13 protein-coding genes are annotated in these 13,658 nt (G+C 43.9%); 7 read left to right on the forward strand and 6 right to left on the reverse strand.

All coding sequences use genetic code 11. From position 1 onward, the window contains the following. Nucleotides 1-61: 61 nt before the first annotated feature. From C5610_RS12615 to C5610_RS12630, 4 genes are all read right to left on the reverse strand, one after another. Complete coding sequence (locus tag C5610_RS12615; RefSeq protein ID WP_105307469.1) at nt 62-661, reverse strand: hypothetical protein; 600 nt, start codon at nt 659-661, stop codon at nt 62-64. Between the two features lie 90 nt (nt 662-751). After that, a complete protein-coding gene (locus tag C5610_RS12620) occupies nt 752-1,426 on the reverse strand; it encodes a hypothetical protein (RefSeq protein WP_105307470.1) in 675 nt (224 codons plus the stop codon). A gap of 117 nt (nt 1,427-1,543) precedes the next feature. Next, nucleotides 1,544-2,806 carry an AAA family ATPase gene (locus C5610_RS12625; RefSeq protein WP_105307471.1) on the reverse strand — a complete coding sequence of 421 codons (1,263 nt, stop codon included), beginning with the start codon at nt 2,804-2,806 and terminating at the stop codon, nt 1,544-1,546. Nucleotides 2,807-2,888: 82 nt separating this feature from the next. After that, nucleotides 2,889-3,578 (reverse strand): serine protease, encoded by a 690-nt coding sequence (locus tag C5610_RS12630; RefSeq protein ID WP_158682699.1) that lies wholly within the window; start codon nt 3,576-3,578, stop codon nt 2,889-2,891. A 784-nt stretch (nt 3,579-4,362) separates the two neighbouring features. Here C5610_RS12630 and C5610_RS12635 point away from each other — a divergent pair. After that, the gene (locus C5610_RS12635; protein WP_105307473.1) at nt 4,363-4,815 is read left to right on the forward strand and encodes an antitoxin Xre/MbcA/ParS toxin-binding domain-containing protein; all 453 of its coding nucleotides are present in this window, start codon (nt 4,363-4,365) and stop codon (nt 4,813-4,815) included. Between the two features lie 73 nt (nt 4,816-4,888). Here the strand turns inward: C5610_RS12635 and C5610_RS13635 are convergent, their stop codons facing one another. Both C5610_RS13635 and C5610_RS12640 read right to left on the reverse strand, forming a co-directional pair. Next, nucleotides 4,889-5,035 (reverse strand): hypothetical protein, encoded by a 147-nt coding sequence (locus tag C5610_RS13635; protein ID WP_187346272.1) that lies wholly within the window; start codon nt 5,033-5,035, stop codon nt 4,889-4,891. Between the two features lie 348 nt (nt 5,036-5,383). Beyond that, nucleotides 5,384-5,935 (reverse strand): hypothetical protein, encoded by a 552-nt coding sequence (locus tag C5610_RS12640; protein WP_158682700.1) that lies wholly within the window; start codon nt 5,933-5,935, stop codon nt 5,384-5,386. 825 nt (nt 5,936-6,760) lie between these two features. On the opposite strand from C5610_RS12640, the gene C5610_RS12645 reads away from it, so the two are divergent. From C5610_RS12645 to C5610_RS12670, 6 genes are all read left to right on the forward strand, one after another. After that, entirely contained in the window at nt 6,761-7,654 is an 894-nt protein-coding gene (locus C5610_RS12645; RefSeq protein ID WP_105307830.1) for a WYL domain-containing protein, read from the forward strand. 27 nt (nt 7,655-7,681) lie between these two features. Continuing rightward, nucleotides 7,682-9,397, forward strand: coding sequence for a type I restriction-modification system subunit M (locus tag C5610_RS12650; RefSeq protein WP_105307475.1), 1,716 nt, complete (start codon nt 7,682-7,684; stop codon nt 9,395-9,397). Continuing rightward, a complete protein-coding gene (locus C5610_RS12655) occupies nt 9,387-10,805 on the forward strand; it encodes a restriction endonuclease subunit S (protein ID WP_105307476.1) in 1,419 nt (472 codons plus the stop codon). Before C5610_RS12650 ends, C5610_RS12655 begins: the two co-directional genes overlap by 11 nt. Before the next feature lie 19 nt (nt 10,806-10,824). Next, a complete protein-coding gene (locus C5610_RS12660) occupies nt 10,825-11,874 on the forward strand; it encodes a DUF4917 family protein (RefSeq protein WP_158682701.1) in 1,050 nt (349 codons plus the stop codon). Further along, complete coding sequence (locus C5610_RS12665) at nt 11,874-12,467, forward strand: DUF6933 domain-containing protein (protein WP_105307478.1); 594 nt, start codon at nt 11,874-11,876, stop codon at nt 12,465-12,467. Before C5610_RS12660 ends, C5610_RS12665 begins: the two co-directional genes overlap by 1 nt. A gap of 136 nt (nt 12,468-12,603) precedes the next feature. Continuing rightward, on the forward strand, nt 12,604-13,569 hold the full coding sequence (locus C5610_RS12670; protein WP_105307479.1) for an Abi family protein: 966 nt from the start codon (nt 12,604-12,606) through the stop codon (nt 13,567-13,569). The last annotated feature ends 89 nt before the right edge of the window (nt 13,570-13,658 follow it).

Here is a 13,658-nt window from a genome sequence, read left to right on the forward strand (position 1 = left end):
GCCGAGTGAAACGAGGTCCGGCGACCGCAGGGAGCGAACTTAATTGCTTGGTTATGTTTCGTCATTCTCGGAGCCGCTTCTTGTAAACTGCCTCAACATCACGAACAGCATTCTTAATCTGCTTAGTGAAATCATCTTCATCATTTACGTAATAGACAATTTCATCATTCTTGGCCACTCGCTCGGGACTCCGGTCTACCTGCGCACCAGGTCCTGCGTAAGCTCCCTTTAACCAGAAATGGAGCCAAATTTCAGAGTGGAGCTTCCCGATTAACTTTTGAATTGCTTCGAAGTGGTCTTGCTCTCCCCATATGGCTCTTGCTTCGAGAGCCAAGGTTCTCAGTTCAGCTCGTTTCTCATTCAGCCGCTGCAACCGTTCTGCATAGATTCGCTGCTCTTCCTCAAGGGCTCTTCCCGCCTCAACCTCCTCTTTTCGGAGATGAAGCATTGGACTCCGTACTGCCTGAATCGCGTCCTCGATCTTGTACGTTGTTGTGAGAATATTCTTGGCGACTTCAAACTTGGAAGTCCCATGAAGCTGGCGCCGCCAAGTACTCAGACCAAGAACACCGATTGCCAGTGCCCCCACAGTTCCAATGATCGCTACGACATCCTTAGTAAGACCGATGTCTGCGGATGTAAGGCTCAAACAGATGCTCAAAATTATCCCCTAGAAACATAACGCCCCAAGCAGGGCATATTTTGCGTTTTGAGCGCAGCGAAGCAAAATATGTCCCGCTGCCTTGGTTTGTTAGGGCTGGTTTTGATTTTGCTCTATAACTTTCTGGTTATGTGAGGCCAACAGCTCCTTGTAACCGACTTTACCTTGAAGCTCAACATAGCAATTTACTAGCGTTTCAAATGACGACCTAATGTCGATAGAAAAGTCATTTAAAACTGACTTTTCTTTCAACATACGTTCTTTGTATTCGCATAACTTTTCTTCCCATTCGTGGGCCAGAAAATTTCTTGTGCTAGCCAAGTCCAGCATAGCCATCTTCCTATCATTATCAATTATTCCAAGTCGCTCAATATACTCAATGCGACTTTTGAAAGGTATATCCTGGATCATTGAGGGTAATTCGCTCTGATATATAGGAGATACCGTCAGTACTAAATTTTCAGCCTTCGGATTATCCTTAAAATACTTAACCTTGCCGGTCAAATTCGGCTTAACTGAATGCAAGAAAAGATTTATACATTCGTTAACCAGAAATTCTAGCTTGGCGAATATTGATAGTATTTTCCCTCGATCTAGCTTGTTTATCGATGCATATCCAAACTCGTTAATATGGTGTGTCTTTTTGAAGCGCCTATTGACGAATCGAAATATGAACTTCTCTTCAATAACAAAAACTCTCAGATCTTTCATTTTTAATGGGTCTGATCGCCAAAGCTCGATAAGCTCTTCTACAGTTTCTTCCATTTTGGTCCCCTTGGCTACCAGATGTCGGCTCGCCCTAACGCCCGGCTCTGCGGCTGGTAAAAGTGGAGGTGAAGCCGGAGCTTTTAGCAGTCCGACAGCAGCCGCTTGTTAGCACTTTTAGATGTCCCATATTTCCCCTTTATATAGTCGATCACTTATTTTAGGGGGATTTTCTTTAACATTTGGATGGTTAGCCAGAATCAACCGTAGTGTTCGAACTGCGTCATAGGCGTTAATGACTATATTACGCTGCTGTTTGAACAACTCCTGATCGAATGCATCAGCGTTGACTTTATGTGCGGGTTTTTGACGAAGCTGCCTAACTTTTCTAAAGGTCTTCATCATATTTTCGATTGGTTCAGGATCAGCAGGACGGAAATATTTATTAATCCAATCCTCTAGGATTTGTATTGTTCCTTTTTGGCTTACAATAATTTTTCCATCTTCGCGCTCTTCCTCACTTTCAAGATCAACGTCATTTTCAAAGAATTTCTTGTTGATGTTTTCTGACATCATTTTGTCTAAAAGCAACATGAAGTTGTTGAATTCTGACTGTGTAGGCCGCAAAAGAAACCCAAACTCTTTGGGAGTTTCTTCGTCGTAACTATTTCTAAAGATAGCGGGTTTTCCAATTAATACACTCATCTCGTTTATAATTTTTAGCTCTTCTGTAAAGGCTCTAAATATTGACATTCTTGAGCCCCAAGATCCCAATATACTCGAAGCGTAATAGTCAGGATGAAGCTTTATATTCCCTTTTACTTCCTTGGCGGCCCAAACTCTTTGGTGCTCAGGGCTAAGATTGCCCAAGTATCGCAAAAAGACTGCTACATATCTGTTTAGATCATCGTCGTACGCAAAGCCAAATGTCTGTAGGAGTATCTGGTCATGCTCTGGAACGCTATCAGACTCAAAAAACTCATCAGTAATGGATATTTGGCCATGAATAAAATCAGTTTCGTATGAATAGCGAGGATCGTTTCGATAGTATTCCAAAACAGACAAGTCAAAAGTTCTATAGTCGAGTTGGCCAGCCCCTCTCGCCAACTCCAATTCGTAAGGTGACTGACTGTATTCGGCAAGCCTGTTAGAGTTGATCAGTCTTTTTTCATGGGGATACAGGCATATATGACCTGGATATTCTGAGGCATCGAAGGACTCAAGTATTTTTTCCTTTGGGATGTTTGAAAAAGCTCTGATATGAGGATTACCATCAACTCTGGCTGTCAGGATGTCATCTTCGATTCCTTTCCGAACCGACGTTTTAAAGGCTTCACCATTAATGTCGAAGTTGCCTTCAAGGCCGTAAATAGGCATTCCATTAAAGTCACCAGACGAAAAATATTTTTCTTCGACGGCTGTGTATATTTCTTCGATCATCTTAGTATTCCGATACTTCTTTGAGTGCTAACGCCCCAAACAGCGGAGAGCGTAGCAATCCGACTGATTTGGTTTGTTAGCACTAGCTTAAATCCTCTATGAACTGGATCAAATCTTTAGCAGAATGAGCCAATCCTAGCTCGATGATTCTATAAATACTCTCTTTAAATTGTTCACCATTATCTTCTACGTCCATAAAAGAGTGGACTTCTATAGATGACTCATGATTACTAAATAACATACCAACTAGCGCGCCATTCTCTTCGCTTACCAAAGGGCTACCGCTAAACCCTTTGAGGGAAGGAAACGAAAGCTCATTCGTAGTTCTTGCTTGAGGGTGTCCTGATTCGTCCGCATGACTGACAATATACCCCTTTAGCATACGAGCGTTTACTCTAACATTACTGCCTTCTCTTCCGATATTAGTAAAACCGAAAGCCCTTACATCATGTCCAGGGTTGTACTCTCTATCCAATAGTGGAAAGGTTTTGTATGAATGATGCTTTATAAAACTAGCTGTAGCAAAGTCGTATAAGGGATGTGTTTTGATATTGTATATAACATCTACTTCACCAGAAATAAGATTTTTGCCAAGTAAAACCTCTCCCTCTTGAACCATTTCAACAATATGCTTGCAAGTGACAATCTTACCGTGTTCACCGTCAATGAAAAATGCCACCCCAGCATATCGATCTACGTCGATATGTAGTGTGTTACCTTCGTCACGCCTTTTTCCTATCAATAGAGGAATTTCATACTCACCGTAATTCATATGCATCCTTGAGTGCTAACATTTGTATATTGTGCGTGCACAGTTAGAAACTCGTCCAATTGATAGTTTCCAGCCATTAACTTACTGATAAATCAGTGATTTATAACTTTACAGTTCCCGAGTTAGCAATGGCAGTTTGAGCATGCTCAGTAACACTCTAGCGAGCGCACAATATTTAACCTTTATTTTTTGTTATGTCATTGACAGTAAACGACTTAAATGCACAACACAACAACAAAACGCGCAATATTGCCGGAGTAAATGTGCCGTGCATCGCTAGCAACGCTCACACTTACTAATAACAAGACCGTTAATCAGGAAAGGTTCTTTATAACATGGTTAAAAATTAAGCCAAGTTGAGAGTTACACGCTGCCTTTGAGCTTTCAACGGGGCTAACAGACATTGCGTATTTTGAGTCCGTTAGTGTCTTTTTCTTCCGCTTACCATTTTGCTCTGTTAATATGCTCACATCGCTAGCCTCTCACACTTGGCAATCAGAGCCGCAATGTCATGCTATGCGATACTTCCTAGCCACCGTCACCGGTGGCTTTTTGTTTCTCTGCCACACGCGTCCGAGTTCTCGACCCCATAGTGGCTGTAAATCCAACAGAAAATGCTATTCTTAGTACCTGGTTAACTGGCTGGAGTATCTGATGGGCGACGAGTCATTATTAATTTGGGTAGCGGTGATGCCGGTCGTTATGCTGGGTGTTCACTTGCTTGTCACCTATATTCAAAGCAAGAAGAAAGGCTCTGAGTGAGCTTTCACTGTGAGGCACTCAAATGCACCACGAACACTACATCCCCAAGACTGCACAACAGCCTTTAAAGCTGACTTTAAAGCAAAAGCTAGGACTACCTGAAGACTACCCGGCAATGGGTGATGCGATTGTGCAAGGTTTCACTTTTGACGTCGTCGCTTCCCTCGCGCACGAAACGGAGCTGTCAGAAACCGAAATCTTGAATGCGCTTAATCTTCCTGACCGAAATAAAGTACAGAGAAGAAAGCACAGACGCTTTACCAGAGTAGAAAGCAACCGTATCTATGCGTTAATTGAAGCCATAAAGGCCTCTGAGTCGCTTTTCCAGGGCAAGGCATGCGACGCTATTAACTGGCTTAAAAAGCCTTGTAGAGGGCTCGGTGGGCGCTCGCCTATCGAAAACCTGAACTCATTCTTAGAGCTTCAGCAGGTACTCGCCCTAATTCATCGCCTGGAGTACGGTGTTTTCAACTAGCGGCAAACGTTAAAGTTGCGGACTAACATCAAGCCAGCCCGCAACAATGTTTCAGCCTAACAATTAAGACTGACTAATCCTCTTCGTCGGCTTGCCAGCCTCCACCATACTCGTCGTGATTCGGGTTCAACTGGTTAGCATGGTTGTCCAAACTATCCCAGTAGGCGTCGTTATTTGGGTTCATTGAATCTGAACGGTCATCATTTGATGTTCTGGCCATTTTTTTGTCCTCTAAGTCTTAAGTTAGTTAATTTGCTGAAACAGCAAAGAGGATGTTTTCACGGCAACTCACCTATGAGGAGGACACCTGAATGGAATTTTAAAGTTTAGCCGAATCAGCCAGTGAATCGCTCATAAATTCTCGGATAAACGGAAAACATTTTTTCAATGTCCACTGGCGTGCAATTATCTTTGAGCATCGCCACTTGCTTTTTCGTCATCACTTCACAGAACAGTGCAATCAGCTCAACCGACTGCATGGAGGCTTGCCTTAATTCGGTATCCAGGACGCGGAAATTATTCGCATAGTTTTTTCTGTTTAACCGAGTCTTACCAGCGCGAATTCTTTTTACCGCTTTTCGACAGCAGCTTTCGGGTCTTCACCCTCACTCGAATAAATAGAATCTTTCGCTTCCGTTATTTTTTCATAAAACGAGACCCAACTGCCTTCAGTGCCAACCCATTTTTGTTTTATCGCTGATACATATCGCTCATTACTCAATATCAATTTATTGTTTTCGACAACAGGCAAAAACATTTTCATCATACCCTGCTCTGGAAAGCGCTCATCAAAACTTTCTGTCGTTACACGAAGAAACTTTTCAAAAAAGGCGAGCCATAAAAGTATTTTTCTGATTTCAAATTGCAGCTCTGGCTGTTTCGATAAAAATAAATTCAGAACAACTTCTAAAAGCCACCAGGCACCCAGAATCTCCTTTTCGTCAGGCGTTTCAGAATTAATCCAAGAATTTTGCAACTCAGGCGTATACTTCAAACTCAACGCTTTCATTTTTTCCGGCGTTACCGCTTCTGGATTCGAGCGAAGCTCTTTAAATAATTGCAGGTCAGAAGTAATTGCCGCAGCACCATCTTTATTTTGCGTCCGCGGAAACTGCATCACCAAATCGCTGAAACTTTCAAACCAACCTGATTCAAACAGAAGTTCACTGGCATACCCGCCAGTAAGATAACTCTATTGGCAACTGAGTTAACATCCATTTCAACCCTCCTGTTTCAAAATCACCCCTCGCTAAAGCGCCGCAAAGCAATGCTCACGTTAACGGTATTTCGTACTAAATACCATCTGGTGTACGGCACATTGTGCTGGTTCGCAAAATACCATCGGCTTATATCGCCAGCGCAACTTGCCGTACACCAGACTATTGGTACGACACTTGTTCTTAATTTTTTGCGTATTTGTGACTGCCAAAGCGATAGGAGCCTGCCATTGCTAGCCAGTATCATTAAAAACGGTATCCGTACTAAATATCATCTGGTGTACGGCACATTGTGCTGGTTCGCAAAATCCTTTCGGTTTATATGGGCAGCGCAACTTGCCGTACACCAGACTATTAGTACTGCACTTGTTCTCAGTTGTTTGTGTGTTTGCGACTCCCAGTGCGACAGGAGCCTAACATTACTAGCCAGTATCAATAACTATGTTTAGTAATAAATACTATCTGTTGTACGGAACCTAGTATGTGGTGGCAAAATACCTGGTTACCGTAATTTGCCAATGCAACCATCTGTACAACAAAGTGGTGACTGATCCTTTTTTGGACACGTTGATGCCAGAGGAAGTGCTCGAAATCCCGCTTCTGTCACCACTCTGTTGTACAAATCCCCGTCCTGACACATTTTTACGCTCCACCACTCAACCACTTTACATGCACACCAAAATGAACCACACTAAGCCGAAAATAACGATAAAAAGTGGCCACGGATGATGCTGGAAAAACTCGCCTTTTCGCAAAAACAGCGCTTAGCGTACATCGATTTTTGTTTACTTTTTAAAGGCTCGATTTACCGCCAGGACTTAATTAAACGATTCGAAGTTGGGCTATCGGCAGGCTCCCGTGACTTTAATCTCTACAAAGAATTAGCACCGCAAAATCTTGAATACGACGTTAAGCAAAAACGTTACTTCCAGACCAGTGAATTTAAACCGCTTTTCGACCATGACGCCAAACGCAGTTTAATTAAATTAGCGAATGATATTTCCGATGGTTTTGACGCCATTGGCGATTTACATTTTCCTGTTGAAGCACCTTCCAGTTTGAATGTTCCGGACATTTTTGTTGTAGCAAAAACCGTGCAGGCCATACTTAATGAACGCGCACTCGAAATTAATTACACATCGCTTAGCAGCGGTTCCGGCAAACGAGAAATTGTACCGCACTCAATTGTTGATAATGGCATGCGCTGGCACGTTCGCGCGTTTGATCGAAAAACCGAAAGTTTTCGCGATTTTGTATTAACCCGAATCAGTAATGTGAAGCTCATCGGCAATTACGAATTTGGCGAAGACAGCGATTCCGATACCGAATGGCAACGGATGATTTCCCTGCAATTAACACCGCACCCTAACAACGTTAAATTTCCCAGGGCCATTGAAATGGATTATTGCAACGGAGGGGACATGAAAAACGGTTTACTAACCATTGATGTTCGCGCTGCCATGGCCGGTTATTTATTACGTCGCTGGAATGTCGATTGCACCGAAGACGCTGCCTTAAAAGGTCCCGAATATCAATTGTGGTTACGTAACCGCACAAGTTTAATGAACACCAGTAATTTAGCGATAGCGCCGGGCTTCGAAAACAATTCGCCCGCCCGCTAAAATTCATTTAAAAGGACGTCGTAAAACATGGACAACACCGAGCAAAAATTCTTAAAACAACTCGATGACAAACTCTGGAAAGCTGCCGATAAACTGCGTGCTAATTTAGATGCCGCCAACTATAAACACGTCGTGCTGGGGCTTATTTTCTTAAAGTACGTATCAGACGCCTTTGAAGAGCGTCAGGAGCAATTACTTGAGCTTTTCAAAACCGACGACGAAGACAACCTTTACTACCTGCCGCGCGATGACTTCGACAGTGACGAAGAGTACCAGGAAGCCTTAACCGAAGAGCTGGAAGTGCTCGATTATTACCGTGAAGCCAACGTGTTTTGGGTACCCAAAGCGGCCCGCTGGAGCACATTAAAAGAAAAAGCCGTACTGCCTATTGGTAGTGTTTTGTGGCAGGACGATGCCGGTAACGACGTGAAATTGCGCTCTGTGTCCTGGCTTATCGACTACGCCTTGGAAGAAATCGAGAAAAGTAACAGCAAGCTCAAAGGCATTCTTAACCGCATCAGCCAATATCAGTTAGAAAACGAGAAGCTCATTGGTCTTATTAACACCTTCTCGGACACCTCATTCACCAAACCAGAGCTCGGTGGTGAGCGCCTTAACTTACAAAGCAAGGATATTCTCGGTCACGTTTACGAATATTTCCTGGGTCAGTTCGCACTCGCTGAAGGCAAGCAAGGCGGCCAGTACTACACGCCAAAAAGCATCGTGACGCTGATTGTCGAAATGTTGCAGCCCTATTCCGGTCGTGTGTATGACCCTGCTATGGGCTCTGGTGGATTTTTTGTGTCCAGTGATAAATTCATTGAAGAGCACGCCAAAGAGCAACACTACGACGCCTCCGAGCAGCGAAAGCATATTTCGGTCTACGGCCAGGAGTCCAACCCGACCACTTGGCGCTTAGCGGCCATGAACATGGCCATACGCGGTATCGACTTTAATTTTGGTAAGAAAAACGCCGACAGCTTTTTAAACGATCAACACGCTGATCTTCGCGCCGACTTTGTCATGGCCAACCCACCGTTCAACGTAAAAGACTGGTGGAACGAGTCGTTGGCTGATGATGCGCGCTGGAAATACGGCACGCCATCCAAAGGCAACGCCAACTTTGCCTGGGTACAACATATGTTGCACCACCTGGCACCAACCGGCAGCATGGGTATTTTGCTGGCTAATGGCTCCATGAGCTCGAACACCAACAACGAAGGCGAAATTCGTAAGCGGCTCATTGAAGAAGACTTAGTGGAATGCATGGTTGCCCTGCCCGGCCAGTTATTCACCAATACCCAAATACCGGCTTGTATCTGGTTTTTAACCAAGGACAAAGCCAACGGCATGGTTCGCAACGAGAAAAAACGCGACCGCCGCGGCGAGTTTTTGTTTATTGACGCACGCGAACTCGGCTACATGAAAGACCGCGTATTACGCGACTTTACTAACGACGACATTGCCAAAGTTGCCGATACATTTCACCAATGGCAGCAAGGTGAAGGCTACGAAGACATCGCCGGCTTCTGTAAATCCGTTAACTTAGACGACATTAAAAAGCACGATTTTGTGCTTACCCCAGGCCGCTACGTAGGCGCAAAAGAACAGGAAGACGACGGCGAACCCTTCAACGAAAAGATGGCACGCCTAACCGCACAATTAAGCGAACAGTTTGCAGAAAGCGAGCGCTTGGAGGCTGAGATTAAGCGTAATCTTGGAGGGCTTGGGTATGAGCTGTAGGAGTTTCCCGACACATTGGCAATTGCTGCCGCTAGCCGACGCTTTAGATGCGCTTATTGACTACAGAGGGAAGACCCCCAAGAAAACAGATACGGGCATTCCTTTAATTACGGCTAAAATCGTAAAAAATGGAAAAATATTGCCCGTTTCCGAATTTATCGCTGAAGAAGATTACGACGAATGGATGGTTCGTGGGCTGCCCCAGGTTGGCGATGTTGTAGTAACAACCGAGGCTCCACTAGGAGAAGTTGCCCAACTGGAAGATTGTAACGTTGCTCTCGCACAGCGTATAGTGACACTTAGAGGCGCAAAAGAGATTTTAGAGAGTGATTATCTACGCTATGTCATGCAAGGGCCTTATGTCCAAGGACAGCTAGAGGCTCGTGCCTCAGGCTCAACCGTAAAAGGCATTAAGCAAAGTGAATTGAGAAAGATTTTACTTCCAATTCCACCAAAACAAGAACAGACAAAAATAGCCAAAATACTCAAGTCTATTGATAATAAAATTCGGATTAACGAGCAAGCAAGCCAAACCCTAGAACAAATCGCCCAAGCCATCTTCAAAAGCTGGTTTGTCGATTTCGCGCCCGTTAAAGCCAAAATAAACGCACTAGAAGCCGGCGGCAGCGATGAAGACGCCCTACTCGCCGCCATGCAAGCCATATCCGGCAAAGACAAAGCGCAACTAACCCGGCTCCAAACCGACAGCCCGGAGCACTACAACCAACTCCGCACCACCGCCGAACTCTTCCCCTCCGCCATGCAAGACAGCGAACTGGGTGATATTCCAGAGGGGTGGGATATAAACTGTATTAAAGACGTTGCCGAAGTTGTTAAAGGAAAGTCCTATAAAAGCGCTGAATTGGCTCCATCTAATACAGCTCTAGTTACTTTAAAATCGTTTAATCGAGGAGGAGGCTACAGGTTGGATGGGTTAAAGCCCTATACAGGTAAATATAAACCACAACAAGAGGTTCAAGTAGGCGATTTAATCATAGCTTACACAGATGTAACTCAAGCGGCTGATGTTATTGGAAAGCCTGCTATGGTTGTTGGTGATGATAACTACTCCAGTCTCGTAGTCTCTCTTGATGTAGCCGTAGTTAGGCCAAAGCTGCAACCTTTAAAACCGTTTCTGTACGGCCTAACGAGATCGAAATCGTTTCAGTCCAAAATGCAATCTCATACGACGGGAACGACTGTCCTTCACTTAGCAAAAAATGCGGTGCCAGAGTTTGAATTTGCGTTACCATCACAAGACCTAATTGCAATTTATGAAAGTCAGGTAAAGCCAATATTTAACTTGGTGAATGAAAACATCCAAGAGAACCGGAATTTAGAACGAATAAGAGACACGTTACTTCCCAAGCTGCTGTCTGGCGAGATAGATATCGACGAGAATGGTTAAAAGCAAAAAGGTTTTAGGAATGAAACAAACAATTTATCAATGGAGTGATATTTCGAGCGAGTTTGGAGATAACTTGATTGTTGGTAACGGCGGTTCTATCGCGGTTGCCAGTAACAGGTTTTCCTACTCTAGCCTTTACGATAGAGCCATACAACATGGTTTTATCAATAAAAAGGTACAGAATGTTTTCGAAGAGTTCAGTAAACAATATCGCGATTTCGAATTCGTATTAAGTAACCTCATAACAGCGGACCATGTAAACGAATGCTTATCGAGTGGTTACAACAAACGAGATAATGACGTTCGTAAAGCCTACTTGGATGTAAGAAATAGCCTGATAAAAACCGTGCGAGACTTACATCCATCCACTGATGAAACATGGTCAAAAGTCGCTAATATCGGTCACTTCGTAAGTCGTTTTAAAAACATATTCTATCTTAACTATGACTTGCTTCTGTATTGGGCAACTCTAAGCCAAAAGCTCAAATCTACTCACAGTTTTTCCGATGGCTTTAATGCCTTGATAAGTGATGACGCATTAGACAAACATATGCTTTGGGAATTTAGTAGTAACTCGTTAAAGGGTGGAGAAAGGCCTTTATCAAAGATTTGGTATCCGCATGGTAGCTTGATGCTATACAAAACAAAGTTGGGTAATTACGAACGAAAAATATCTTTGCCAACGGCTAATGAGTTAAGGCAGCTCGAAACGTTTTGGCGTGATAGTGAAACTGTTCCGTTATTCATTTGTGAGGGTTCCACATCAGAGAAAGTTCGACGAATAAGGAAGTCAAAATACCTTTCGAGAGTTTTAAATATGTCTTTGCCAAGTATAGAAAAAAGTCTTGTTATCTATGGATGGTCGCTTAGCGAGCAGGATCAGCATATAGTAGAACAACTCCAGAAAGCTTCAATCAGAAAAATAGCGATATCGATACACAAAGGCGACAAAGACCAAACACAACTTCAAGAAGAAATAGACAAGGTTCATAAAAAACTTATTGTTCTCAACAATCGCGCTGAAATTTTCTTCTTTGATGCGCAAAGTCCGGGCTGTTGGTGCCACTAATGATAAAACTCCACGCTACTCGCAAACTTTTCGACAAACTGACGCTTACCAGCGAGGGTACGCTACCCGTCACTCCAATGAGCAAGTGGCTGTATGAAAAGCCCAACCTTGATATCAATCCTTTAAGCGGATGGCATGGTCATCTGGTGACGCTGCAACGCAGAAACTGCGTGTTAATAGCGCATGACAGCACACGCTTCCCGCTGGTGTTGCCGGCGCTGACTAAGTCGGACTTCGCTGAGCTGAACGACCGCTTTGTCGATACCTTTATGAATACCCTGCTTAAATGCGGCGCTAATGAGGTTCACCTTGAAACGGCCGATAAATACCTTCGCCCACTGCAAGTTGATAGCGACTGTAGCCGCTCCGTTCAGGGCACGCTGAACCGAATGAAAGACGAGTTCGAGCATCAACTTTATTACGATCGACTGAATATAGCCGACATTACCGGCTATAACGCCGGTGCCTGGCTCGCCGACACGCCACGCTCCGTAAAAGGTCAAAAGACAGTGTTATGGCCAAAAGATGCTATGTTGACTCTGCTGGAGCGATTGGCAGACCAGAACAGATTCAAGGAGGAAAACCCGCGATGATCGGCGTCGAACGAGGAAAAAGGTCAAGTATCGAGGATTTCTCGGTAGTTTGTTACAAGGCAGAACACCTGCTTACCACGTGGTTTTTGTCACCGTTCCTGTTGTCCATACTTGACTCACACAGAGATTGCTAAATATGCCACGACAGCAAAAACCATGGATATCATTAGACCAGCAGTTAGGGCTTCTTACTGATCGTGGTATGACGATTGATGAACCTGAAATCGCAAGAAGTTACTTGGAAAAACTAGGTTACTACCGGTTAAGCGGGTATTGGTATCCCTTTCGCAAAATATCAGCGCACTTCAACCCAGAGTTGGATATACCTATCCGTCATGATGAGTTTATTAACGGTTCGCACTTTCGGGATATTGTTGATTTATATATTTTCGATAAGCGACTCCGGCTTCATGCGCTAGATGCCTTAGAACGAATAGAAATGGCAGTACGAGTCGACATTGCTCACTTACTAGGCGAAATAGACTGTTATGCGCATGAGAACCCAAAATGCTTGCATGGCCGCTTTAGTAAACAGGCTAAAAAGAAAGGGCCTGCAAAAGGTAAAACGGAGCACCAAGTCTGGTTAGAAAAGTACGAAAGAGCCATATGGCGAGCTAGACGAGAGCCATTTATTGAACACTACAAAAAGAACTATGAAGGAATACCAATTTGGGTTGCTATTGAAGTGTGGGACTTCGGCATGATGTCGATGCTTTACTCAGGCATGAAGGTACAGCATCAAGATAAAATAGCTGAGAAGTATGGTGCTCCCAGTGGCCATGATTTTAGTAAATGGTTAAGAAGTTTAAACTTTATACGTAATGTTTGCGCTCACCACAGTAGGCTTTGGAACATCAACGTTCTCGAGCGAGCTCCCGTTCCTCATTACGAACATTGGCAAAAGATAAATAACTCACGACCATTCTTCTACTTTTGCCTTATGCAAAAACTGCTCGCAGTAATAAGCCCTAATTCAGCATGGAATAAGCGCTTTGAGGCTATTGTTGAAAGCTTCCCCGAACCGGAAAATAACGCAATAAGAATTAGCGAGTTTGGGATAGTTGATGACTGGGAGTCTTGGCCAGTGTGGGGCCTGAAATGAGAGCCGACGCGTACACAACAAAGTTGCGAAGAGGCGCCGGGCGTATTACGGATAAGTATAAACAAGATGTTTTACCTGTCAATTACTTT

The organism is Idiomarina sp. OT37-5b, assembly GCF_002968395.1.
In the GTDB taxonomy this organism is placed as follows: Bacteria; Pseudomonadota; Gammaproteobacteria; order Enterobacterales; family Alteromonadaceae; genus Idiomarina; species Idiomarina aquatica.

Excerpts from the sequence above, each read along its gene's own strand:
- C5610_RS12620 (WP_105307470.1), bottom strand. The coding sequence starts at position 1,426 with ATGGAAGAAACTGTAGAAGAGCTTATCGAGCTTTGGCGATCAGACCCA.
- C5610_RS12625 (WP_105307471.1), bottom strand. The coding sequence starts at position 2,806 with ATGATCGAAGAAATATACACAGCCGTCGAAGAAAAATATTTTTCGTCT.
- C5610_RS12630 (WP_158682699.1), bottom strand. The coding sequence starts at position 3,578 with ATGAATTACGGTGAGTATGAAATTCCTCTATTGATAGGAAAAAGGCGT.
- C5610_RS12635 (WP_105307473.1), top strand. The coding sequence starts at position 4,363 with ATGCACCACGAACACTACATCCCCAAGACTGCACAACAGCCTTTAAAG.
- C5610_RS13635 (WP_187346272.1), bottom strand. The coding sequence starts at position 5,035 with ATGGCCAGAACATCAAATGATGACCGTTCAGATTCAATGAACCCAAAT.
- C5610_RS12645 (WP_105307830.1), top strand. The coding sequence starts at position 6,761 with ATGCTGGAAAAACTCGCCTTTTCGCAAAAACAGCGCTTAGCGTACATC.
- C5610_RS12650 (WP_105307475.1), top strand. The coding sequence starts at position 7,682 with ATGGACAACACCGAGCAAAAATTCTTAAAACAACTCGATGACAAACTC.
- C5610_RS12655 (WP_105307476.1), top strand. The coding sequence starts at position 9,387 with ATGAGCTGTAGGAGTTTCCCGACACATTGGCAATTGCTGCCGCTAGCC.
- C5610_RS12660 (WP_158682701.1), top strand. The coding sequence starts at position 10,825 with ATGAAACAAACAATTTATCAATGGAGTGATATTTCGAGCGAGTTTGGA.
- C5610_RS12665 (WP_105307478.1), top strand. The coding sequence starts at position 11,874 with ATGATAAAACTCCACGCTACTCGCAAACTTTTCGACAAACTGACGCTT.
- C5610_RS12670 (WP_105307479.1), top strand. The coding sequence starts at position 12,604 with ATGCCACGACAGCAAAAACCATGGATATCATTAGACCAGCAGTTAGGG.